The following is a 23,352-nucleotide window of genomic DNA, read 5'->3' on the forward strand; positions in this document are numbered from 1 at the left end:
CCGCGCGGCCGACTTGGGGTCAAGGAGAGGGGCATGAGTTATTTCGTTACCGGCGCGACCGGGTTCATCGGCCGGTTCCTGGTCAGCAACCTGCTCAAGCGCAAGGGCACGATCCATGTGCTGGTGCGCAAGGATTCGCAAAAGAAGTTCGACGCCACGGCCAAGAAGATGGGCTGGGACCTGAAGCGGGTGATCCCCGTTTACGGCGACATGACCGCGGCCAAGTGCGGGCTCAGCGCGGCGCAACTGCGCGCGCTCAACGGCAAGATCAAGCATTTCTTCCATTTGGCGGCCATCTACGACCTCACCGCCAGCGCCGAGGCGCAGCGCGCGGCGAACATCGACGGCACCCAGCACGCGCTGGACCTGGCCGCGGCGATCGGCGCCGGCTGCTTCCACCACACCAGTTCGATCGCCGCCGCCGGCATGTACCAGGGCGTGTTCCGCGAGGACATGTTCGACGAGGCCGAGGGCCTGGACGATCCCTACCTGCGCACCAAGCACGATTCCGAGGGCCTAGTGCGCGCCGAGAAGCGCGTCAAGTGGCGCATCTACCGGCCCGGCATGGTGGTCGGCCACTCGCAGACCGGCGAGATGGACAAGATCGACGGCCCCTACTACTTCTTCACCTTCCTCAAGAAGCTGCGCGAGATGCTGCCGCCGTGGATGCCGACCCTGGGCATCGAGGGCGGGCGCATCAACATCATCCCGGTCGATTACGTGGTCGACGCGATGGACCACATCGCGCACAAGCCCAAGCTGGACGGGCATTGCTTCCACCTGACCGATCCGGAGCCGCAGCGCGTCGGCGAGGTGCTCAACACCTTCGCCCGCGCCGGCCACGCGCCGGAGATGACCATGCGCATCGACGCGCGCATGTTCGCTTTCGTGCCCTCGGGCATCCGCGGCGCGGTCGGCAACCTGCCGCCGGTCAAGCGCTTCATCGGCATGCTGCTGCGCGACTTCAAGATTCCCAAGGAGGTGATGAAGTTCATCACCTATCCGACCCGCTTCGACAACCGCGAAACCGAGCGCGCGCTGCGCGGCAGCGGGATCAAGGTGCCGCACCTGGACGGCTACGCCTGGCGCCTGTGGGACTACTGGGAACGCCACCTGGACCCGGACCTGTTCATCGACCGCACCCTCAAGGGCAAGGTCCGCAACAAGGTGGTGGTGATCACTGGCGGTTCCTCGGGCATCGGCCTGGCGACCGCGGAGAAGGTGGCCGCGGCCGGCGCGATCACGGTGATCGTGGCGCGCGGCGAGGAGGAGCTGTTCAAGGCCCGCGACGCGATGAAGGCGGCCGGCGGCAAGGTCTTCGCCTACACCGCGGATCTGGCCGACATGGCCGACTGCGACCGCCTGGTCAAGCAGATCCTGGCCGAGCACGGCCACGTCGACATCCTGGTCAACAACGCCGGCCGTTCGATCCGGCGTTCGATCGAGCTCAGCTACGACCGCTTCCACGATTTCGAGCGCACCATGCAGCTCAACTACTTCGGCAGCCTGCGCCTGATCATGGGCTTCATGCCGAAGATGACCGAGCGCCGCAAGGGCCACATCATCAACATCTCCTCGATCGGCGTGCTGGCCAATTCGCCGCGTTTCTCGGCGTATGTGGCCAGCAAGGCGGCGCTGGACGCGTTCAGCCGCTGCGCCCAGGGCGAACTGTCGGGCAAGGGCATCAGCTTCACCACCATCAACATGCCGCTGGTGAAGACGCCGATGATCGCGCCGACCAAGATGTACGACAGCATCCCGACCCTGAGCCCGGACGAGGCCGCCGATCTGGTGGTGAAGGGCATCATCGAGAAGCCCAGCCGCATCGCGACCCGCCTGGGCATCTTCGCCTCGGTGGTCAACGCGCTGGCGCCCAAGGCCTACGAGGTGGTGATGAGCACCGCCTTCGAACTGTTCCCGGACTCGGCCGCGGCCAAGGGCGATCGCAAGGGCCTGAAGGACGAGCACGCGAGCAACGAGCAGATCGCGTTTGCGGCCTTGATGCGCGGCGTGCACTGGTAGGCGTAGCGCGAATCGCGGGTATGGAATCGGCCGCCTTGCGCGGCCGATTCTTTGTCCGGGGTAGGGGCAGAGCGCTGGGCGGTGGCGATGCGGTTCGCCTTCGGCTCACCACATCCTACCTACGCGATTCCCCCCTTTGAAAAAGGGGGGCTAGGGGGGATTTGCTGTTGCTGGTGCCTTGTGCTTTTCGAGCGAGAAGCAAATCCCCCCTGGCCCCCCTTTTTCAAAGGGGGGAAGAGCATCAGCGGGGAAGAGCAGCAGCGGGGAAGAGCCTCAGACGGGGAGGATCGTCGGAGGCGACAACTTCCAACAGACGAACGCGCTCAGTAAGTCTTGCACTGCAGGAAACGCACCCGCTTGTCGCTGCCCGGCGGCGGCTGCAGTTGCAGACGCGAGGAGCGCAGGAAGGCGTAGCGCTCCAGGATGGTGCAGATCTCCTTGGCGTCGGTCTGGTCGTCCTCGCGCAGCTGGTACACCAGCAGCGTCGACGAGGTCGACCACAACGCGCGCTCCACGTTCGGTAGCGACGAGACCATGCGCATCACTTCGGCGCGTTCGTATTGCTCGCGATTCGGGTCGGCCGGCGCGGGCGCGGTCAGCACCGGTTCGGCGGTGGCGGCCGGCGGCGCGGCAGCGGCCGGAGCGGCGGCGATGGGCGCCACCGGCGCGGCGTCGAGGTTACGCGGCGGATCCGGCAGCAGCAGGCTCGCCAGCGCGCCCAGCACGATCGCCGCGGCCCAGCCGAACAGGGTCTCGCGCATCACCCGCTTGCGCGTGCTCGCGGTCAGGTCGTTGCGCAGCGACTCCGGCAGCAGCGGGCGCACCAGCGCCCACAGCGCGGGGCCGTCGTAGCGTTCCAGTTCGGTCCCGCGCACTTCGACGTCGGCGATCCGGCCGGGCGTGGCCAGCACGCCGCCGCTGGCGCCGGCGAAGCGCACCGCGTTGGCGAACTCGGCCACCACCGCGGCGCTGACCTGGTAGTCGGCATGGCCCTGCTTGCAGGCCAGCAGCCAGGGGCGGCCGTCGCGCTGTAGGCGCAGCTCCTCGGATTGGGTGCCGCGTTCCAGGGTCTGCTCGACCGATTCGGGTTCGAAGCCGCGCGGCTGCAGGGCTTCCACCACCAGGCGCGAGAATTCGCGCCAGCGCATGGTCGCCAGGGCGTCGATGCCGGCCTTGGTCTCGGCGCGGCGACGGCGGTACAACCACAGATAGGCCGTGATCGCGCCGCCGGCCAGCACGGCGGTCAGGAGCGCGGTCAGCAGCGAAACAGCATTGGACATGCAGGCCTCAGGCCGAATGTGGGGCGCAAAATATACGCCACTCGGCACCTTCAGCTGCGGCCGTGGCTCACGCTATGCGCGAGCGGCCACACCGCGAACACAGATCGGCGCCGGTTTCCACAGAAACGCGGGCGCCCGCGGGCGGCGGACAAAGAAAGCCCGCCAGTCCGAAACCGTAAGGGGAGGGGAGCATACGGAGCGACGGACTGGCGGGCTTAGCGGGTCGCGCGGCCGGCGTTCAGGCGCGCGAGCTGGAGCATTGAAGCGCTGCGGCCGGGCGGCGGACCGCCCGGCTGGGGTGGATCAGGGAGCGACCGGCGGCTTGGGCTTGGCGATCGACTTGCGCGGCGCCTTGCTCGCGGCCTTCTTGGCGGCCGGCTTCTTGGCCGGCGCCTTCTTTGCGGCGCTGGCCTTCTTGGCCGGGGCCGGCTTGGCGGCGACGCGCTTGGCGGCGGGCTTGCCGCCCTGGCGGCGCAGTTCGGCGGTCAGGGTGTCGACGCGCTGGCTGAGGCCGGCGAGGTCGTCGCGGCCCGGTACGCCCAGCTTGACCAGGGCGCGCTGCACGCGCTCTTCGAACACCTTCTCCAGGCGGTCCCAGGTGTCGGCGGCGCGCTCGCGCGCGTGACCGACCTTGGACTCGACCACGTCGCGCAGGGCATCGGCCTGACCGCCGGTGAACTTGCGCGCGGTCTGCTCCAGGTTCAGGCCTTCCTTGACCAGGCCTTCGAACAGCTTGGTGCCCTCGGCCTGGGCGCGACCGAACGCGCCGACGCCGGCCAGCCAGATCTGCTGCGCGGATTCGCTCAGGGTCTTGGACAGGCGCTCGGCCTGCTCCTGGGCGCTGCTGCTGGCCTTGCCGGCCGTCGTTTTCTTAGCGTTCTTCTTGAACTTGGCCATGTGCCCTCCAAGCGGGCGTGAATTCGATGTCACTGCACGATGGGCGCGCTGTCTAGAGTTTTCACACCATTGGACGGGACGCGCGGCCAAGGCCGACGAAAATCAGCGAAGCCGGCGCTGCCAGCCCGTAGGATGTGGTGAGCCGAAGGCGAACCGCATCATCGCGCCGAACCGAACCTCCGTGCCGGTGCGGTCATCACCGCACCCTACGGCTACTTGGCCCTGGCGCGCTTGCGACGGCTCGTCACCAAATGGTCGACATCGTCCAGCGCCCGGCGCAGGCGTGCGGTGGTTTCGGTGTCGCGCGAGGGCGGCGCGATGCCGTCCAGGACCGAGCGCTGCGGATCGGCCAGGACCTCCTCGCGCAGGCGGATGCCGTGCGCGGCCAGCACCGGTCGCAGGGCATCGGCGCGCTGGCGCAGGTCGGCCAGGGTGTTGCGGTAGGCGATCTCGCAGATCCGCCGCCGCGCCGAGAAACTGAAGGCGTTGGTGAAGAACAGCTCGCCGTCCTCGGCATTGGGCTCGAACACCAACTGGTCGATGTTGGGGTACTGCTGGGCGTAGCGCGCCAGGCCGACCTGCATGCGCGATTGCAGCAGGGTGCGGAAGGTCTGCGACAGCACCGCCGGCAGGCCGCCCGCGGCCAGGCTGTTGTCCTCGGCCACCGGCGCGCCGCCGTGGTTGTGGTTGAACGGCACCAGCGGATTGATGCCGATCAGCAGGTCGATGCCCTGTTCCAGCACCAGCGAGGCATGCATGGTCCGGCGCAGCGCGCCGTCGACGAAATGGCGTCCGCGGATATTCACCGGCGGGTACAGACCGGGCAGGGCGGCGCTGGCCTGGACCGCCTTGGAGATCGGGACGTCGTTCCAGTCGTCGCCGCCGAAGCGCACCGCGTCGCCGCTGTCGATGTCGACCGCGACCACGTACAGGCGCGCATCGAGTTCGCGGAAATCGTTGCTGCGGCCGCGCCGGGTGAAGACCTCGCGCAGGAAGCGCTCGACCTCGCCGTTGTCGAACAGGCCGTTCGGGATCAGGCCGCCGAAGCGGGTGATCAGGTCCGACCAGCGCGCCTCGCGCGGCGAGAACAGCAGCTCGCGCCACCACTGCGTGGCCAGGCGCGGGAAGCTCGCGGCGCGCTTCATGTATTCGAAGAAGGCCGGCCGCATGAAGGTCTCGGGCCGGAACTGGACGTCGTCGCTGTCGCCGGTGATGAAGATCCGGCACATCTCGGCGGTGTCCATGCGGTTGGCCAGGCCCGCGGCCAGGAAGGCGCCGCTGCTGACGCCGACGTAGCAATCCAGGCGGGTCAGGTCGAGGCCCTCCAGGGCTTCGTCCAACGCGCGCAGCGCCCCCAGTTCGTACATGCCGCCGATCGGACCGCCGCCGGCAATGGCCAGGCCGATCTTGGCCGGCGCGCCGGTGCTACGCGCCCGTTGCTGGGCGGAATGGAGTGACAGCATGAGGTGAGCGGCGACCGTGCGGAGGAGTATCCCGCGAGTGTAGCCGACCGCGGCGGGCACGCCAGACGCCGCGACTTTGGTCGTAGCCAGGGGCGGTTGCGGCAGCCGGCCGCGGCCGCGATCATGCGCTCGATGTCCAGGACGACCGACCTTTCCGCCCGCCTGAGCGACCTGCTGGCGCGCCATCAGGCCCTGCACGACCCACGACAGGAGTCGCGCAACGGCTTGCGCTGGTTGCCCGAGGTACGCGCGTGGCAGGCCTGGCGCCTGGAGGCCAGCTTCGACCGCTTCCTGCGCGACCCACGACGGCGCCCGGCGGCGCAGTTCTTCCTCAGCGACGTCTACAACGACCACGACTTCAGCCGCCGCGACGCCGACATCGCGCGGGTGCTGCCGATGATGCAGCGGCTGTTGCCCTCGGCGCTGTTGAGCACGGTCGCCGACGCGATCGAGCTGGGGCTGCTCACCCACGCTTTCGACCTGCGCATGGCCCAGCGCCTGCAGACCCTGGCGCCGCGGCGCCGGCGCCTGGACGCGGCCCTGTACGCGCTGGCCTACCGCGACTGCGGCCTGCCGCGCCTGCGCGGGCACCAGATCGACCTGATCGGACGCGTCGGCCTGGGCCTGGGACGGGCGGTGCGGATGCCGGGCGTGGCGACCTTGCTGAAACTCTCGCGCGGACCGGCCAAGGCGGCCGGCGTGGCGGAGTTGCAGGGCTTTCTCGAACGCGGCTTCGCGGCCTTCGGCCAGTTGGGCGACGTGCGCGAGTTCATCGCCGAGATCGAAGAGGACGAACGCGAGGTCGCGCAGCGCCTGTTCGAGGGCGATCCGGACCCGTTTCCGGGGTTGGAGTAGGGCGGGCTTGCTAGATCTGTCGGTTGGGGGCGAGCCCGCTCAGGACGACCGCGAGGTCACTTCGGGGCGCGCCCGGGTGGCTGTGGCCGCGCGGGACTGCGCGTGACTGCGTGCGACTCGTATGACTGCGCGAGATGACGACGTCGTGCTTGGCGACTAGGTCAGACCAAGAGCGCCAGACCTGCGGCGCCCGAATCACGCAACGCAACTCGAGGACGATCCCCCGAGTCGAAGCCGCGCAGCGGCGCTAGCGCCGCCGCGCTCGTCTTACTTGAAGCGCTCGTCCAACACCCGCCGGATCTCGCTTTCGATCGGGCCTTTGAGCGCGCCCAGCAGGAAGCCCAGGCTCGCGGTCACGCGCAGCTGCTTGGGGCCCAGCGCGATCTTGCCGTCGACGCCGCTGCGGGCGAAGTTGAGGGTGTCGCCGGCCCAGTCGTACTCGATGCCGAAGCGTTCGGCCAGCTTTTCCGCCACCTCTTCGACGGCTTTGCGGGCCTTGGACGGCGTCAGCGAATGATCGTGGCGGATATCGATGCTCGACATAAACGGTTCCCTCCCAGGGTCCGCCTATTGTGCGGGCGTGACGCGCCGCATCCAAGAGTGCGCCGACAGCGGCCGTCGATGCGGTGTGCGTGATGGCCGCGCAGCATGCTAGATTTCCGCTGCGTGGAAAGCCTAAGACTGCGATACCCCAACCGCGAACATGCCGACCTGGCCCTGAGCCCGGGCGTGCATGCGATCGGCCGCGACGCCGACGGTCGCACTGCCCTGGTCCGCGACGGCGCGGACGCGGTCGCACAGGTGTGCGTGGACCGTCGCGGCGTATGGCTGCAGGTGCGCGAAGGCGTGCGCGGCCTGCACGTCAACGGCCGCCCGGTGCGGCGCATGGCGATGCTGCGCGCGGGCGACACGATCTTCCTGGACGGCGTCGAACTGCTGTTGCTCGCCGGCGAGCCCTTGCCGGCCCCGGCCGACTATGGTTTCGGCGAGGCGCCGGAGAGCCGTCTGGTGATCCGCGGCATCGCCGGTCCGCATCACGGCCGCTGCTATCCCTTGGACAAGCCGCGCACCATCGGCCGCGCCAGCGAGTGCGATATCCGCATCGACGACGCCTCCTTCGCCGAGCGCCACGCGCGCCTGGAAGCGCACGCCGACGGCGTGGTCCTGCGCGATATGGGTTCGGTGGAAGGCAGCCTGGTCAACGGCCGCTCGGTACGCAACGCGCTGCTGCGGCCTGGCGATCAACTGGTGCTGGAATCGCAGCACCGCTTCGTGATCGAAGCGCCCAGCCGCGGCGGCGGCGGCGAGCCGCCGCATACCCCGCATCCGGTCGAATTCGAGGCCGAAGAGCGCACGCGCCCGGCCGCGGCCCTGCCGTCGTCGGTGCGGCGCATGCCGTGGCTGTTATTGGCGGCCGCGTTGCTGGCCGCCGCGCTCAGCCTGCTGCTGCTGTACGGCGCGAGCTGAGCGCGCGCAGCTTCTTCCACACCCGCCAGCCCAGCAGCACGGCCAGGATCGCCGCGTACAGCAGCGGCTCGCGGATGTCGGACTTCACCAGCCACCAGAAGTGCAGCACCGCCAGCACTGCGATCGCGTAGATGAGCTGATGCAGCCGGCCCCAGAGCCGGCCCAGCTTGCGCATCGCGGCCTGGGTCGAGGTCAGCGCCAGCGGCACCAGCAGCAGCCAGGCCAGGAAACCGACGGTGATGTAGGGCCGCTTGAGGATCTCCTCGAAGATCTGGGTCCAGTAGCCGCGCAGGTCCAGGACCAGGTAGGCGGCGAAATGCAGGCAGGCATAGAAGAACGCGTACAGGCCGAGCAGGCGCCGGAACCGGATCAGCACCGCTTGCCCGCTGAGCTGGCGCAGCGGCGTGATCGCCAGGGTCAGCAACAGCAAGCGCAGCGCCCACAGACCCAGGCGGTGCTCGATCTCGGCGACCGGGTCGGCGCCGAGGCCGCCGCTGCCGGTCAGGAACTCTTCGCGGATCTGCCAGGCCAGGATCGCCGCCGGGGTCAGCGCGAGCAGGTGGACCAGGGTTTTGGCCGCGATCATGGCCTTGGATGCGGCGCGGCGCGGCGCCGGCCGCGCGGCGGCGGCCGGAGTGCGGTCGTTCATGCGCTCAGAACCACTGCTTGAGGTTCATGCCAGCGTACATGGACGCGACCTGGTCGCCGTAGCCGTTGAACGGCCGGGTCGGGATGCGCTCGGCGAACAGCTTGCTGGCGGTGCCGGCGATGCGGCGTTCGCTCTTCTGGGTCCAGCGCGGGTGATCGACGTTGGGGTTCACGTTGGAGAAGAAACCGTACTCGCTGGACTGGGCGTCGTTCCAACTGGTGAACGGCATCTTCTCGACGAAGGTGATCGCGACGATCGACTTGATGCTCTTGAAGCCGTACTTCCACGGCACCACCAGCCGCAGCGGCGCGCCGTTCTGCTGCGGCAGCGGCTTGCCGTACAGGCCGGTCGCCAGCAGGGTCAGCGGATGCATGGCTTCGTCGATGCGCAGGCCTTCGCGGTACGGCCAGTCCAGCGCGGGGTAGGCCAGGCCCGGCATCTGCTTGCGGTCGGCCAGGGTGGTGAAGGCCACGTACTTGGCCTTTGAGGTCGGCTGGAAGCGCTTGAGCACCTCGCCCAGCGGCACCCCCAGCCAGGGGATCACCATCGACCAGCCTTCCACGCAGCGCAGGCGGTAAATGCGCTCCTGCGGCGTCAGGCCCTTGAGCAGGTCGTCCAGGGCCAGGGCGCCGGGCTTGGCGCAGGCGCCGCCGACGGCGACCGTCCAGGGCCGGGTGCGCAGGGTCTTGGGCGCCTTGCCGGGATCGGCCTTGCCGGTGCCGAACTCGTAGTAGTTGTTGTAGCTGGTGACGTCCTCGTAGCGGGTCAGGGTTTCGTCGGTGCGGAAGCCCGAGGCCGCCTGCGCGGGCGTGATCGCGGTCTTGGGCGCGGGCGGGGGCTCGGCATCGGCGCAGCCGGCCAGGCCCAGCGCGGGTGCGGCGGCGAATGCGGCCAGCAGGCGCCGGCGCTCGCGGTAGACGGTTTCGTCGGTGATTTCGCGGGCGGGGAGGGTAAAGGCGTCGCGCAATGCCATTGGAGCTGACTCCTGCAGGAAGCGGGTGCGGCGGGAACCGTCGCGGGGTCGTACGGGAGATACGGCCGGGTTAGCCATATAGAGGCAGCCGGAGGGGTAAAAGTTGCGCGGGTAACCAAGGCGCGCGCAAGTGTTGCACTGCGGCATACTTGGGCTCCAACCCCACTCCCACGGAGCACCCGATGTCCCGCGCGTTCAACTTCAGTGCCGGCCCCGCGACCTTGCCCGAAGCCGTCCTCCAGCAGGCCCAGGCCGAAATGCTGGACTGGCATGGCGTCGGCGCCTCGATCGTCGAGCTGAGCCACCGCGGGCCGGAGTTCCTGCAGGTCGCGCAGGAGGCCGAAGCCGACCTGCGCACGCTGATGTCGATCCCCGCGGACTATGCGGTGCTGTTCCTGCAGGGCGGCGCGACCACCCAGCAGGCCTTGATCGCGCTGAATTTCGCCGCCCCGGGCCAGACCGTGGACTACGCGGTGACCGGCCACTGGGGCAAGACCGCGCTCAAGCAGGTCAAGCCCTACGTCAACGCCAAGGTGGTCGCCGATGGTGAAGCTGGCGGCTATCGCGACATCCCGGCCTACGGCGAGTGGCAGCTGTCCAAGGACGCCGCCTACGTCCACTACACCGCCAACGAAACCATCCACGGCGTCGAGTTCCGCGACATTCCGCAGACCGGCGACGTGCCGCTGATCGGCGACTTCAGCTCCAGCATCGTGTCCGAGCCGCTGGACGTGTCCAAGTTCGGCGTGATCTACGCCGGCGCGCAGAAGAACCTGGGCCCGGTCGGCGTGAGCGTGGTGATCGTGCGTCGCGACCTGCTCGAGCGCGCCGGCCAGCCGCGCGCCGAGATCCTCGACTACCGCGCCCACGTCAAGGGCGAGTCCATGCTCAACACCCCGCCGACCTGGAACTGGTACCTGGCCGGCCTGGTGTTCAAGTGGATGATCGCGCAGGGCGGCGTGACCGAGTTCGCCCAGCGCAACGCGCGCAAGTCGGCGCTGCTGTACCAGACCATCGACAACTCCGGCGGTTTCTATCGCAACGAGGTCGCGGCCGCCGCGCGCTCGCGCATGAACGTGCCGTTCTTCCTCAAGGACGAAGCGCTGGACAAGCCGTTCCTGAAGGAAGCCGAGGCCGCCGGCCTGATCTCGCTCAAGGGCCACCGCGCCCTGGGCGGCATGCGCGCCTCGATCTACAACGCGATGCCGGAAGAAGGCGTGCAGGCGCTGGCGACCTTCATGCAGGACTTCCAGCAGCGGAATGGGTGAGCCACCGCGCTTAACCGATGCCTCATTGGCATCGGTTGCGGTGGCGAACGCCCGGCCATGGGTGAGCAGCCGTGCTCAGTCGATGCCCTATCGGCATCGACTACGGTAGCGAACGCACGGCCATGGATGGCCGGGCCGGACGGTCCTCAAGCGAGCTAGTCTCGCCATGGACGGCAGCCTAGAACTCCAGCTCGCGTCGTAGATTTTCGTAACCCTCAAAGATCCTCGTACCTCAGCACCACCTCCGGCCGAGCCCCCCGGACCCACGAGACAACCATGGCAAAGAACCCCACCAAGCCCGCGCCGCCGAAGCCGAAGCCGAACAAGGCCGCCGCCAAACCGGCCAAAGCCGCGAAGCTCAAGCCCGCCGTCCCCGAGCCCACGCCCGAGCCGCCCGCACTCGACCTCCCGACCCTGCGCACCCGCATTGACGGCATCGACCAGCACATCCAGCAGCTGATCGCCGAGCGCGCCCAGTTCGCCAACCAGGTCGGCAAGGCCAAGGGCAAGCTGGCGGCGGCGGTGGACTATTACCGCCCCGAGCGCGAGGCCCAGGTGCTGCGCCGCGTGGTCGACCGCAACGACGGCCCGCTCAACGACGAAGTGCTGGTGCGGCTGTTCCGCGAAATCATGTCGGCCTGCCTGGCCCAGCAGGAGCCGCTCAAGATCGGCTTCCTCGGCCCGGAGGGCACGCATTCGCAGCAGGCGGTGTTCAAGCATTTCGGCCACTCGATCCACGGCCTGCCGCTGTCCAGCATCGAGGAGGTGTTCCAGGAGGTCGAAGCCGGCAACGCCGATTTCGGCGTGGTGCCGGTGGAAAACTCCACCCAGGGCACGATCCAGTCGACCCTGGACATGTTCCTGACCTCGAAGCTCAAGATCTCCGGCGAAGTCGAGTTGCGCGTGCACCAGCACTTGCTCTCGCGCAGCGGCCGTATCGAGGACATCGAGCGCGTCTACTCGCATCCGCAGTCCTTCGCCCAATGCAAGGCCTGGCTGCGCCAGTACCTGCCCAAGGCCGAGAAGATCGCGGTGGCCAGCAACGCCGAGGCCGCGCGCCGCGCGCGCAACGCCGACGACGCAGCCGCGATCGCGGGCGCCAGCGCCGGCAACGTCTACGGCCTGAAGAACGTGGCCGGCCCGATCGAGGACCGCCCCGACAACACCACCCGCTTCCTGGTGATCGGACGTGAGCTGTTCACGCCTTCGGGCAACGACCGCACCTCGCTGCTGATCTTCATCAAGGACCAGCCCGGCGCGCTCTACAACGTGCTGTCGCCGTTCGCCAAGCGCGGCCTGAGCATGAACCGCATCGAGTCGCGTCCGGGCCATACCGGCCGCTGGCAGTACGCGTTCTTCGTCGACATCGGCGGCCACGTCCAGGAACCGGCGATGCGCGAGGCGCTGGAGGAGCTCGAAGAGCTGGCGCACGAAGTCAAGGTGCTGGGCTCCTACCCGGTCGCGATCGCGTGAGCGCGGCGCCGTCCTTGCCAGCGGCGACGCCGGCCTATGACGAGGCCTGGTTCGCCGCGCGCGCGCAGGCGGGCGTGCAGCGCCTGCGCGCCTACGACCCGGGCCACGATCTGGTCGCGCTGCGACGCAAGTTCGGCGCCGCGCAGCTGGTCGAGCTGGGCTCCAACGAAAACCCCTACGGCCCGTCGCCGCGCGCGCGCGCGGCGGCATTGGCGCAGTTGGATCAGCTGCACCGCTATCCCGATCCGCTGGGCGCCGATCTCAAGCGCGCGCTGGCCGCCAAGCACGGCGTGAGCGGCGCGCAGATCCTGCTCGGCAACGGCTCCCACGAACTGCTGATGCAACTGGCGCAGGTGTTCGCCGCGCCGGGCAGCGAAGTGGCGTTCTCGCGCTACGGCTTCGCGGTGTTCGCGCTGGCCACCCAGGCCGCCGGCGCGGACATGCGCATCGTCGAGGCGCTGCCGCGCGACGCGGCGATGCCGGCCGGCCACGATCTGGACGCGATCGCCGACGCGATCGGGCCGCGGACGCGCCTGGTCTACCTGGCCAACCCCAACAATCCCACCGGCACCTGGTTCGATCGCGCGGCGCTGCAGGCGTTCCTGGCGCGGGTGCCGGCCGAGACCCTGGTGGTGATGGACGAGGCCTACGCCGAGATGGTCGACCGCGGCGAGGCCGCCGATTTCGCCAGCGCGGTCGCGTTGCTGGGCGCGCATCCGAACCTGATCGTGACCCGCACCTTCAGCAAGGCCTACGGCCTGGCCGGACTGCGCGTGGGCTATCTGCTGGCTGCGCCAGGCCTGGTCGCGGTGATGGAGCGCTTGCGCGAGAGCTTCAACGTCAACGGGCCCGCGCTGGCCGCCTGCGAGGCCGCGCTGGCCGACGAGGCCTATCTGGAATCGGCCTGCGCGCGCAACGCCGAGCAGCGCGCCGCGCTGAGCGCCGCATTGCGCGAACGCGGCTTGCGCGTGTTCCCCTCGCAGACCAATTTCGTCCTGGTCGAATTCGGCGCCGATACCGCGCGCATCGAATCCGAACTGATCGCGCGCGGCGTGGTGCTGCGCCCGATGGGCGGCTACGGCCTGGGCGACTGTCTGCGTATCACCGTCGGCGACGCCGACGAAAACCGCCGCTTGCTGGCCGCGCTGGACGCGGTGCGCGCATGAGCGCGGGCCAGACCTGGATCGCGGCGCCCGGCGCGCCGCTGCGCGGCACGCTGCGCGTCCCCGGCGACAAATCGGTGTCGCATCGCGCGGTCATGCTGGGCGCGCTGGCCGAGGGCGTCACTCGCGTCACCGGCTTCCTGGAAGGCGAGGACACCCGCGCCACCGCGCGCGTGTTCGAGCGACTGGGCGTGCGCATCGAAACGCCCAGCGCCAGCGAGCGCATCGTCCATGGCGTCGGCCTGCACGGTCTGCGCGCGAGCGCGCAGGCGCTGGACTGCGGCAACGCCGGCACCGGCATGCGTTTGCTCGCGGGCGTGCTGGCGGGGCAGGGTTTCGATTCGGTTTTGATCGGCGACGAATCGCTGTCCAAGCGGCCGATGCGGCGCGTGACCGAGCCGCTGGCGGCGATGGGCGCGCGCATCGACAGCAAGGCCGGCGGCTTGCCGCCCCTGCGCATCCACGGCGGACGCGGCCTGCAGGGCATCGACTACACCCTGCCGGTGGCGAGCGCGCAGGTGAAGTCGGCCTTGCTGCTGGCCGGCCTGTACGCGCAAGGCGAGACCGTGGTGCGCGAACCGCACCCGACCCGCGACTACACCGAGCGCATGCTGGCCGCGTTCGGCTGGCCGATCGAGTTCTCGCCCGGCTATGCGCGCCTCAGCGGCGGCCACGCGCTGCGCGCGACCCAGGTCGCGGTGCCCGCGGATTTCTCCTCGGCCGCGTTCTTCCTGGTCGCGGCCAGCGTGGTGCCGGGCTCGGAGCTGTTGCTGGAAGCGGTGGGCATGAACCCGCGCCGCACCGGCCTGCTCGCGGCCCTGCGCCTGATGGGTGCCGACATCGTCGAGGAGCATGCGCGCGCGGAGGGCGGCGAAGCGGTCGCCGATCTGCGCGTGCGCTACGCGCCGCTGCACGGCGTCGAGGTGCCCGAGGCGCTGGTGCCGGACATGATCGACGAGTTCCCGGCTCTGTTCGTGGCGGCGGCTTGCGCGCAAGGGCGCAGCCGGATCTCCGGCGCGGCCGAACTGCGAGTCAAGGAGTCGGACCGTATCGCGACCATGGCACAAGGGTTACGCATTCTTGGTGCACAAATCGAAGAGACGCCGGACGGCGCAATCATCGACGGCGGCGCCTTGCAGGGCGGCGCGGTCGACAGCCACGGCGACCATCGCATCGCGATGAGCTTCGCGGTGGCGGCGCAGCGCGCGCGCGGCGACGTCCGGATCGGCGATGTCGAGAATGTGGCGACGTCGTTTCCGAACTTCGACGGCCTGGCGCGCGGCTGCGGCTTCGAACTGCGTACGGCGTTTGGTTTGTAGACAGGCAGCGAAGCCGGGTTTCGCTAGACTTCGTCGACCGATCGAATCGCGCCGCCGGCGGCGCTCGATCGGCCGACGTACGCACCCGGATGTGCGAACAAGGAGGTAACGGCCGTCGTCCACCGCCCCCGCGGCGCGACGGTCATCACGTGGTTCGCGCCAGGCCCGGCGCGATTTACGAGAGGACGCAAGCGATGCAGCAACCCCGATGCGGCTCGACGACGCCAGCCACGCGCGTGCACGTGCGGACGTCGAGCGATTTTGCGATGCCGGCGGCGATCGCGCATGGCTGAGGATGCGCTCGCCATGAACCGTGCATCGCGCGCCCGTGCGGAAGGCGCGGGCATGGCTCTGTACTCCGAGGCCGCCGCCGATCTGCCGCCGTGGCTGCGCCGGGTCGCGCTGTTCGCGCTGGCCTACCAGGCCTTCTTCTCGCTGACCGACATTGGCCTGTATCTGCGGCCGGAGCTGGGCGCGGGCGTGCTCCTGCTGCTGATGGTTTGCGCCGGCCGCCGCCCCTGGCGCGAACTGGCGGCGCAGCCGGCGGTGCGCGCGCTGCTGCTGCTGATCGTGTTCGTGGTGGTGCAGGCGGTCTACGCGGCGGTGAGCGTGATGCCGGACATACCGCTGTCGGCGCAGTTGTCGACTGCGGGCAAGTTGGTGCGACTGGCCGTATTCACCTGCGTGACCGGCTGGTGGCTGTCGCTGATGCCGCGCGCGATCCCGCGCCTGGTCGTGCTGATGGGCCTGGGCCTGCTGTTGTCGGCGCTGATCTACCTGCCGTGGACCCAGGCCGATGCCTTGTGGAACGGGCGTTTGCGCCCGGACCTGGGGATTCCGGAAAACCTGAGCGGCCAACTCGCCGCGGTCGGCGGCTGGCTGGCATTGTGCTTGTCGATGGCGCTGTGGGCACGGCGGCGCGAACGCGGGCGCGGCCTGGCCCTGGCGATCGGCTTCCTCGCCTATGTGGGCTGCTTCTGCCTGCTGCTGTTCTCGCAGTCGCGCGGCGCCTGGCTGGCCTTCGCGGCGGTGCTGCCGCCGGTGGTGCTGGGCTACGCCTGGGCGCTGCGCCGCGGCCGCGGCGGCTATGGCGCGCTGGTGCCCGCGATCGCGGCGGCGCTGGTGTCGGCCCTGTTGCTGTTCGCGGCCCGCGATCTGATCAGCCTGCGCTTCGCCGGCTCCGAGACCGTGGTCAGCGAGGCCCAGCAGGCCGCGGCCGCGGGCACCGTCGCGATCGCGCCCACGCCGGCGCCGGCGGCTCCTGCCGCGCCCGTCGCGACGCCTGCCGCCACGCCCGCGGCGCCTGTCGCCGCACCGATCCCGACTGCGATCGCGGCCCAGCAGACCCAGGTCAACAACAAGGCCGTGAGCGTGCGCATGGCCCTGTACAAGCTGGGCATGGAGAAGTGGCTGGAGCGGCCGTTGCTGGGCTGGGGCCTGCGCAGCACGCCGTCGCTGATCGCCGAGAGCCGGCGCGACATGGCCGGTCAGCATCACATGCATCTGCACAACACCTATCTGGACGCGCTGGTGGGCTTGGGCGCGCTGGGCACGCTGCTGCTGGCGGTCGCGTTCGCGCTGTTGCTGCGCGAGGCCTTGCTGGCCTGGCGGCGCGGCCTGATGCCGTTGGCGGGGTTCTGGGCGCTGACCGGCAGCGTCGGCATCGTCCTGGTAGCGAACAATTTCGATTCGCTGCTGTGGCGTTTCGAATACGGCCGTGCGCCGCTGGAGTTCCTGTTCGGCGCCTGTCTGGCCTGGGGCTTGATCCGCCGGCGCAGCGAAGCCGGGCAGGGCGCTCGCGGCTGAGCGTCGGTAGCGGGTTCGTTGACGGCGGGTGCGTCCGCATTCGCACTTCTTGCATCGCTCCGGCCGCCGTCGTGGCGGCCGGAGCCCGCTCTCCCCCGATTGCGCGGTCCTACGGCTCAGGACCGTTGGGTCTGGATCGCGCTCAGGCCTGCGGCTTGAACTCGATCGGCACTTCCACGACCGCCGGCACGGCCTTGCCGTTGCGCGTGGCCGGTTCGAAGCGCCAGCGGCGCACCGCGTCCTGGGCGGCGCGGTCGAGCTCGCGCGAACTGCTGCGGCGGACGAAGTCGATCTCGCCCGGCACGCCGTCGGCGCCCACGTTCACCCGCAGCAGTACGTCGCCGCCCTCGCCGCGACGCAGCGCGGTGGCGGGGTACTCGGGTTCGGGACTGCGGCTGGCGATGCGTTCCGGCGCGGTCTCACGCGGGGCGGCGATCGCCGGCTTGGTCGGCTTGGGCTTGGCCGCGCTCGCGACCGGCTTGCGCGCGTCGCCTTCGGGCGTGGTCGCGGGCGTGGTGTCGGTCGGAACCGGCGCGATCGAGGCATCCGGCGGCATCGGCACCGGTAGCGGCGCACGTTGGCTCAATAGGTACCAGATCAGCAGGATCGCAGCCAGCAGCACCAGCAGCCAGAGGCCGGTACGGTTGCGCGCAGGCTCGGCGGCGTCCGCGGTGGCTTGCGGTTGAGTGTCGCGATGGTCCAGCGTGTTGTCCGTCATGTGTCCCTCCTCGGGTCGTCCCCGGTGTTCCGGGTGGCGATCCGACTTTCCCCACGCCGGTGTTAGCGGCGAGTGAGGCGGAGGGGGTCAGGGCGTTACGCGTTCAGCGACTGGCATCGAATGTGATCGGGACCATCACGGTGCCGCTGACCGGCTGGCCGTTGGCCAGGGCGGGGCGGAAACGCCAGCGCCGGACCGCATCCTGGGCGGCGCGATCGAGCATGCGCGAGCCGCTGGTGGTGCCCACGCTGACGTCGGTCGGCACACCGTCGGCGCCGATCTGCACGCGTACCGTGACGGTGCCGCTTTCGCCGCGGCGCAGGGCCTGGGGCGGGTAGCGCGGCGCGGGATTCTGGCCCGGGATCGGCTTGGGGTCGGAACTGGCCACCGCGGCCGGCGCCGGGGTCTGCGGGCTCGCGGGGATCGCGGCATCGGCCGGCGGCGGAGGCGCGGTCTCGACCAGGCGCGGTTGATCGCTGCCGCGGGGCGGCGCGGACTGCGGCGCGGGACCGACGCCGCTGCCCTCGTTGCCCGACATCGGCGCCGGCAAGGGCGCGTAGTTGGGGCCGGCCGCGGTCGGCGGGGCGACCCCGTCGGCGCGATAGAAGTCGTACTCGCCGCTGCGCGACCATACCAGGGCGAACAGGATCAGACCGAGCGCGAACGCGCCCAGTACCCACCACAGGGCCTTGCGCGAGGGGCGCCAGGCAGCCAGATCGAGGCTGGGACGGGACGGTGCGGGGGACGGTGTCGACATGCGGGATCCGGCGGGGATAGGGAACGTGGCTGAGCGCATTCTGCCTCTAACGGGGTTAATCCGTCGGCAACCGGTCGCGGTTTGCGGCCGCGATTGGCCCTGAACGCGTTAAGCACGCGATAATCGCGCTCCGCTTCCCCACCGGTTCCGCCATGCTCGATCCTATTTTGCTGCGCCAGCAACCCGCCGAACTCGCCGCGCGCCTGCGCGATAGCCGCGGCTACGTACTCGACGCGAGCGCGCTGGAGTCGCTGGAAAGCGAGCGCAAGCAGATCCAGATCCGTACCCAGGAACTGCAGAACCTGCGCAACACCCGCTCCAAGGCGATCGGCCAGGCCAAGGCCAAGGGCGAGGACGTGGCCGCGCTGATGGCCGAAGTCGCCGGCTTCGGCGACGAGCTCAAGGCCAGCGAACTGCGCCTGGACGAAATCCGCGGTCAGATCGAGGCGATCGCGTTGGGCATCCCGAATCTGCCGCACGAGTCGGTCCCGGCCGGCCGCGACGAAACCGGCAACGTCGAACAGCATCGCTGGGGCGCGCCGCGCGCCTTCGATTTCGCGGTCAAGGACCATGTCGAACTGGGCGCGCGCAAGGGCTGGCTGGACGGCGACACCGCCGCCAAGCTGTCGGGTGCGCGCTTCACCGTGCTGCGCGGCCAGCTCGCGCGCCTGCACCGCGCGCTCGCGCAGTTCATGCTGGACCTGCATTCCAACGAACACGGCTACGAAGAAACCAACGTGCCGCTGCTCGTCAATGCCGATTCGATGCGCGGCACCGGCCAGCTGCCGAAGTTCGAGGACGACCTGTTCGCGACCACGGTGGGCGAGGGCGAGGCGGCCAGCAAGCGCTATCTGATCCCGACGTCCGAAGTGCCGCTGACCAATATCGTGCGCGACGCGATCGTCGAGGACGCGGCGCTGCCGCTGCGCATGACCGCGCACTCGATGTGCTTCCGCGCCGAGGCCGGCAGCCACGGCCGCGACACCCGCGGCATGATCCGCCAGCACCAGTTCGAGAAGGTCGAGCTGGTCACGATCGCGCGCCCGCACGAAAGCTACGAAGAGCACGAGCGCATGACCCGTTGCGCCGAGGTGGTGCTGGAGCAACTCGGCCTGCCGTACCGCCGCATGCTGCTGTGCACCGGCGACATGGGGTTCTCCGCGACCAAGACCTACGATCTGGAAGTCTGGCTGCCCAGCCAGGACAACTACCGCGAAATCTCCTCGTGCTCGAACTGCGAGGCCTTCCAGGCCCGCCGCATGCAGGCGCGCTGGCGCAACCCGGCCACCGACAAGCCCGAGCCCGTGCACACCCTCAACGGCTCCGGCGTCGCCATCGGCCGCGCCCTGATCGCGGTGATGGAGAACTACCAGAACGCCGACGGCTCGATCACCGTGCCCGAGGCGCTGCGCTCGTATATGGGTGGGGCTGAGCGCATCGATTGATGCGGCGGCCGAGGTAACGGTGCGGCGCTCTAGCGAGCGCTCGCTACCGTGCCGTTGTAGGGTGCGGTAAGCCGAAGGCGCACCGCACGCGTACTACGCCGCATCGCGAATATTCCGATTCGTCATTCCCGCGTAGGCGGGAATCCAGTGACTTGGACTCATCTATAGCCACGACGTAGTCGAACGGAGGCGCGTCGCGCTGCATGTCTCCGATTGCGTTCGCTCGATGTCAGTTCGCGATACACCGGCGCATCGCGCTGAAGTCACTGGATTCCCGCCTTCGCGGGAATGACGAGCAAAAAAGCTATGCGGTTATCACCGCATCCTACGTCGCTGGATGTTCGACTGCGCCAAAGCGAAGCGGAGCCCGCGTCCGCGAGAATGACGAGCCGAAGTGACCGTGTTGCCGCCGCCTCCCGCCTCACCTGTCACAACGAAACTCTTGCCCAACAAGCTGCCGGCTATAGGCGCCAAGGTGGCCGTACCGGCCAGGCGAGCTCAAGTAGCCCGATACCGTGCCTCGCTGACACGAAGAGAACGCTGAGGTCGAATCCTCACCCAGCCAGCTATGCAGCCACCAACGTTTTGCGTTCCGACGCTTCACTCGCACCAATGCACATGCAACGGCGCGCCATGCCCCGCCTCCAGCGCCGCCAGCACCGGATAGCGCGTCACATCGCCGCTGCGTAGCGCGGCTTCGAAGACTTCGCGTTTGCGTTCGCCCTGGATCAGCAGCAGCCGGGTCTGCACGCGCGCCAGGCCGACCGGGGTCAGGCTGATGCGGCGCGGCCACTGTTGCGCGCCGGGGGCGTCCCGGGCGTCGACGGCGACATAGGCCTGACGGCTCTCGAGCGCGCGCGCGAGGTCGCGGCTGTTGGGGAACAGCGAGGCGGTGTGGCCGTCCTCGCCCATGCCCAGCACCGCGGCGCTGGCGCCGAGTTGGGCGTGGGCGTTGGCGGCGGCGACCGCGTCCTCGATGCGGCGGCCGGCCAGGGTCAGCGGCTCGAAGCGCGCGGCGGCGGCGTGGTCGTGCAGCAGATGGGTGCGGACCATGCGCGCGTTGCTGTCGGGATCGTCCGGCAGCAGCCAGCGCTCATCGACCAGGCCGATGTCGACCCGGCTCCATTCCAGCGGGGCCTTGGCCAGCGCGCGATAGACCGGGCCGGGCGTGCTGCCGCCCGACAACAGCAGGCGCGCGCGCGGGCGCAGCGACAGGTCGCGGCGCAATTCGGCCGCGATCGCGACCGCGCACGCCCAGGTCCACACATCGCGGCCCCGATGTGCGTGCATCACATAGCGTGTCGTTTCCGGCTCCGGAGGAGCGGCTGAGGCGGGCGACGTATCGTCGAGCATCTCCCGATCTTCGCACGAACCACCTCAACGTGGCGTGTGCCTGGCCAGAGCCGCCGCACCCAGCAAGCCGGGCTGGGGATGGGTGACGGCGAGGGTGGGGATACGCGCCATGGCCGGCGAGAAGCGGCCCTTGTGCTCGAAGCGCTGGCGGAAGCCGGAATGCTGCAGCCAGGGCATCAGGCGCGGCACCAGCCCGCCGGGCAGGAATACGCCGTCCCAGGCGCCCAGGGTCAGCACCAGGTCGCCGGCGGCGGCGCCGTACACCGCGCAGAACACGTCGATCGCGCGCAGGCAGCGCGCGTCGCCTTCGCGCGCCATCGCGGTGATGTCGGCCGGCTGCAGCGGGCCCGGGTCCTCGCCCGCGATCTGGCTGAGCGCGCGATGCAGATTGACCAGGCCGCTGCCGCTGACCAGGCGCTCGTTGGAGACGCGGCCGAACTCGCCCGACAGGCGCTGCAGGATTTCGATTTCCTCAGGCGTGCCGGGCGCGAAACTCACGTGCCCGCCCTCGGTCTGCAGCGGGTAGTAGCGGCCGTCTCGGCGGATCAGTCCGCCCACTCCGAGCCCGGTGCCGGCGCCGATCACCGCATAGGTACGGTCGCCTTCCTCGTCGGCGCCGCGCCAGGCGTTGCCACCGATCGCGACCACGTCCTGCGCGCGCAGCAAGGACACCGCCATCGCCTGCGCAGCGAAATCGTTGACCAGTTGCAGGCGTTCCAGGCCCAGGGCCTGGCGCGTGCGCGCGGCCGAGATCACCCAGGGATGATTGGTGATGCGCGCTTCGTCGCCGTCGACGCGGCCGGCGACCGCGAATACGGCCTCGCTCGGCGTGGCGCCGATGCGGTCGAGATAGTGGCGCGCGGCGTCGGCCAGGGACGGGAAGTCGGCGACCGAGAACACCTGCACGCTGTCCTCGCGCAGCGGCTGCTCGAGCTGCGGCGCGGCCAGGGCGAAACGCGCATTGGTACCGCCGATATCGGCCAGCAAGGTATCCGGCGTGGACGCGCTCACGGTTCGCCTCCGCGGCCCTGGCGCAGCGTCGCCGGCAGGAAGTCGGCGGCCTCGGTCGGGCCCCAGGAGCCGGCCGGGTACTCGATCACGGGCTGGGCGGTGCCGCTCCAGGCGCGTTCGACGCTGTCGATCCACTGCCAGGCCGATTCGACCTCGTCGTCGCGCACGAACAGGGTCTGGTTGCCGCGCAGCGCGTCCACCAGCAGGCGTTCGTAGGCGATGCGGCGTTGCGGCGAGTTCGACATCGACAGGTCCAGCGACATCGGCCGCAGTTCCAGCGCGCCCCATTCGGGCGCGGCCAGGCTGCCCATCAGGCCCAGCTCGACGGTTTCGTCGGGCTGCAGGCGCATGCGCAGGCGATTGGGCCGTTCGCGCCCGCGCGCGGGGCGCTCGAACAGCCAGTGCGAGACCGGCTTGAACGAGACCACCACTTCGGTCGCGCGCGCGGCCAGGCGCTTGCCGGTCACCAGCCGGAACGGCACGCCGGCCCAGCGCCAATTGTCGATATAGGTGCGCAGGGCGACGAAGGTCTCCACCGGCGCGTCGTGGACGAAGCCCTTGACCGCGCGGCCCTCGACCACGCCGGCGCCGTAGCGGCCGCGCACGGTGTCGCGCGCGGCGTCGGCGGCGTTCATCGGGCGCAGCGCGCGCAGCACCTTGCGCTTCTCCTCGCGGATGCTGTCGGCGTCCAGATTCGAGGGCGGCTCCATCGCGATCAGCGCCAGCAACTGCAACATGTGGTTCTGGACCATGTCGCGCAGCGCGCCGTAGCCGGCGTAGTACTCCTCGCGGCCGTCGACGCCGGCGGTCTCGGCGACCAGGATGTCGACCGATTCGATCCAGCGGTGCTGCCACACCGCTTCCAGCAAGGTGTTGCCCAGGCGCAGCGCCAGCAGGTTCTGCACCGCGGCCTTGCCCAGGTAGTGGTCGATGCGGAAGATCCGCGACTCGTCCAGGCAGGCGCGCAGCGCGGCGTTGATTTCGCGCGCCGAGGCCAGGTCGCGGCCGATCGGTTTTTCCAGGACCAGACGCGAGGGATCGGCGAGCACGCCGGCCGCGCTCAGGCCTTGCGCCACCGACACGAACAGGTCCGGCGGCGTGGCCAGGTAGCTCACGCTGGGGCGGTCGGCGTAACGCGGCAGCGCGGCCGCGATCGCGGCGGTGTCGCGCAGGTCGACCGCGACATAGACGATGCAGCGCAGCAGCCCGTCCACGGACGCGGCGTCGTCGGCGGCTTCGGCCGCCATGCGTTCGCGCAGCCAGGCGCGGAAGTCCTCGTCGCTCAGATCCTGCCGCCCGACCGCGATCAGGCGGAAGTCGGGCGGCAGCAGACGGTCGCGCCAGAGGTGGATCAGCGACGGGAACAGATAGCGCTGGGCGAGATCACCCGTGGCGCCGAACAGCAACAGGGTGTCGTGCATGGCGCCGCCGCC

The 23,352-nt window shown here is 69.8% G+C and carries 20 protein-coding genes; 9 read left to right on the forward strand and 11 right to left on the reverse strand.

What is annotated here, in order from left to right; all coding sequences use genetic code 11:
- Positions 1–33 precede the first annotated feature (33 nt).
- Positions 34–2,022: an SDR family oxidoreductase gene (locus tag ASE35_RS04420; protein WP_056174388.1), complete on the forward strand. Its 1,989-nt coding sequence runs from the start codon at positions 34–36 to the stop codon at positions 2,020–2,022.
- Positions 2,023–2,345: 323 nt separating this feature from the next.
- Here the strand turns inward: ASE35_RS04420 and ASE35_RS04425 are convergent, their stop codons facing one another.
- From ASE35_RS04425 to ASE35_RS04435, 3 genes are all read right to left on the reverse strand, one after another.
- On the reverse strand, positions 2,346–3,302 hold the full coding sequence (locus ASE35_RS04425; RefSeq protein WP_056174390.1) for a restriction endonuclease: 957 nt from the start codon (positions 3,300–3,302) through the stop codon (positions 2,346–2,348).
- Between the two features lie 303 nt (positions 3,303–3,605).
- Positions 3,606–4,199, reverse strand: a complete 594-nt coding sequence (locus ASE35_RS04430) for a phasin family protein (RefSeq protein WP_057163066.1) — start codon at positions 4,197–4,199, stop codon at positions 3,606–3,608.
- A 212-nt stretch (positions 4,200–4,411) separates the two neighbouring features.
- Positions 4,412–5,662, reverse strand: a complete 1,251-nt coding sequence (locus ASE35_RS04435) for a patatin-like phospholipase family protein (protein ID WP_057163067.1) — start codon at positions 5,660–5,662, stop codon at positions 4,412–4,414.
- Between the two features lie 132 nt (positions 5,663–5,794).
- Here ASE35_RS04435 and ASE35_RS04440 point away from each other — a divergent pair, with 132 nt between their 5' ends.
- Entirely contained in the window at positions 5,795–6,517 is a 723-nt protein-coding gene (locus ASE35_RS04440; RefSeq protein ID WP_056176553.1) for a hypothetical protein, read from the forward strand.
- 267 nt (positions 6,518–6,784) lie between these two features.
- Here the strand turns inward: ASE35_RS04440 and ASE35_RS04445 are convergent, their stop codons facing one another.
- On the reverse strand, positions 6,785–7,060 hold the full coding sequence (locus ASE35_RS04445; protein ID WP_056174401.1) for a polyhydroxyalkanoic acid system family protein: 276 nt from the start codon (positions 7,058–7,060) through the stop codon (positions 6,785–6,787).
- Between the two features lie 123 nt (positions 7,061–7,183).
- Between ASE35_RS04445 and ASE35_RS04450 the strand changes: the two genes are divergently transcribed.
- The gene (locus ASE35_RS04450; RefSeq protein ID WP_157489261.1) at positions 7,184–7,984 is read left to right on the forward strand and encodes an FHA domain-containing protein; all 801 of its coding nucleotides are present in this window, start codon (positions 7,184–7,186) and stop codon (positions 7,982–7,984) included.
- Here ASE35_RS04450 and msrQ read toward each other — a convergent pair.
- Positions 7,953–8,570, reverse strand: a complete 618-nt coding sequence (gene msrQ, locus ASE35_RS04455) for a protein-methionine-sulfoxide reductase heme-binding subunit MsrQ (protein ID WP_056176555.1) — start codon at positions 8,568–8,570, stop codon at positions 7,953–7,955. The genes ASE35_RS04450 and msrQ overlap by 32 nt on opposite strands.
- A gap of 67 nt (positions 8,571–8,637) precedes the next feature.
- The gene (gene msrP / locus ASE35_RS04460) at positions 8,638–9,606 is read right to left on the reverse strand and encodes a protein-methionine-sulfoxide reductase catalytic subunit MsrP (protein WP_056174406.1); all 969 of its coding nucleotides are present in this window, start codon (positions 9,604–9,606) and stop codon (positions 8,638–8,640) included.
- A 182-nt stretch (positions 9,607–9,788) separates the two neighbouring features.
- On the opposite strand from msrP, the gene serC reads away from it, so the two are divergent.
- The 5 genes from serC (at position 9,789) to ASE35_RS04485 (ending at position 16,635) form a co-directional block, all read left to right on the forward strand.
- Positions 9,789–10,874 carry a 3-phosphoserine/phosphohydroxythreonine transaminase gene (serC, locus tag ASE35_RS04465; protein WP_056174408.1) on the forward strand — a complete coding sequence of 362 codons (1,086 nt, stop codon included), beginning with the start codon at positions 9,789–9,791 and terminating at the stop codon, positions 10,872–10,874.
- A 276-nt stretch (positions 10,875–11,150) separates the two neighbouring features.
- Positions 11,151–12,347 carry a prephenate dehydratase gene (gene pheA, locus ASE35_RS04470; RefSeq protein WP_057163068.1) on the forward strand — a complete coding sequence of 399 codons (1,197 nt, stop codon included), beginning with the start codon at positions 11,151–11,153 and terminating at the stop codon, positions 12,345–12,347.
- A complete protein-coding gene (gene hisC / locus ASE35_RS04475) occupies positions 12,344–13,513 on the forward strand; it encodes a histidinol-phosphate transaminase (protein ID WP_200943937.1) in 1,170 nt (389 codons plus the stop codon). The genes pheA and hisC overlap by 4 nt, the downstream gene beginning before the upstream one ends.
- Positions 13,510–14,829, forward strand: coding sequence for a 3-phosphoshikimate 1-carboxyvinyltransferase (gene aroA / locus ASE35_RS04480; RefSeq protein WP_057163069.1), 1,320 nt, complete (start codon positions 13,510–13,512; stop codon positions 14,827–14,829). The genes hisC and aroA overlap by 4 nt, the downstream gene beginning before the upstream one ends.
- A gap of 306 nt (positions 14,830–15,135) precedes the next feature.
- Positions 15,136–16,635, forward strand: coding sequence for an O-antigen ligase family protein (locus ASE35_RS04485; protein ID WP_057163070.1), 1,500 nt, complete (start codon positions 15,136–15,138; stop codon positions 16,633–16,635).
- 142 nt (positions 16,636–16,777) lie between these two features.
- Here the strand turns inward: ASE35_RS04485 and ASE35_RS04490 are convergent, their stop codons facing one another.
- Together ASE35_RS04490 and ASE35_RS04495 are read right to left on the reverse strand one after the other, a co-directional pair.
- Entirely contained in the window at positions 16,778–17,353 is a 576-nt protein-coding gene (locus ASE35_RS04490) for an energy transducer TonB (RefSeq protein WP_057163071.1), read from the reverse strand.
- Between the two features lie 103 nt (positions 17,354–17,456).
- Positions 17,457–18,110, reverse strand: a complete 654-nt coding sequence (locus ASE35_RS04495; protein ID WP_082576258.1) for an energy transducer TonB — start codon at positions 18,108–18,110, stop codon at positions 17,457–17,459.
- Positions 18,111–18,262: 152 nt separating this feature from the next.
- On the opposite strand from ASE35_RS04495, the gene serS reads away from it, so the two are divergent.
- On the forward strand, positions 18,263–19,555 hold the full coding sequence (gene serS, locus ASE35_RS04500) for a serine--tRNA ligase (protein WP_057163072.1): 1,293 nt from the start codon (positions 18,263–18,265) through the stop codon (positions 19,553–19,555).
- Between the two features lie 600 nt (positions 19,556–20,155).
- Here the strand turns inward: serS and pgl are convergent.
- The 3 genes from pgl to zwf all read right to left on the reverse strand — a co-directional run bounded on the left by pgl (position 20,156) and on the right by zwf (position 23,340).
- Positions 20,156–20,845: a 6-phosphogluconolactonase gene (gene pgl, locus ASE35_RS04505; RefSeq protein WP_057159203.1), complete on the reverse strand. Its 690-nt coding sequence runs from the start codon at positions 20,843–20,845 to the stop codon at positions 20,156–20,158.
- Positions 20,846–20,932: 87 nt separating this feature from the next.
- Positions 20,933–21,919: a glucokinase gene (gene glk / locus ASE35_RS04510; protein ID WP_056174422.1), complete on the reverse strand. Its 987-nt coding sequence runs from the start codon at positions 21,917–21,919 to the stop codon at positions 20,933–20,935.
- Positions 21,916–23,340 (reverse strand): glucose-6-phosphate dehydrogenase, encoded by a 1,425-nt coding sequence (gene zwf / locus ASE35_RS04515; protein ID WP_057163073.1) that lies wholly within the window; start codon positions 23,338–23,340, stop codon positions 21,916–21,918. Before zwf ends, glk begins: the two co-directional genes overlap by 4 nt.
- Positions 23,341–23,352: the final 12 nt, after the last annotated feature.

Source organism: Lysobacter sp. Root916 (genome assembly GCF_001429785.1).
Taxonomy (GTDB): Bacteria; Pseudomonadota; Gammaproteobacteria; order Xanthomonadales; family Xanthomonadaceae; genus Lysobacter.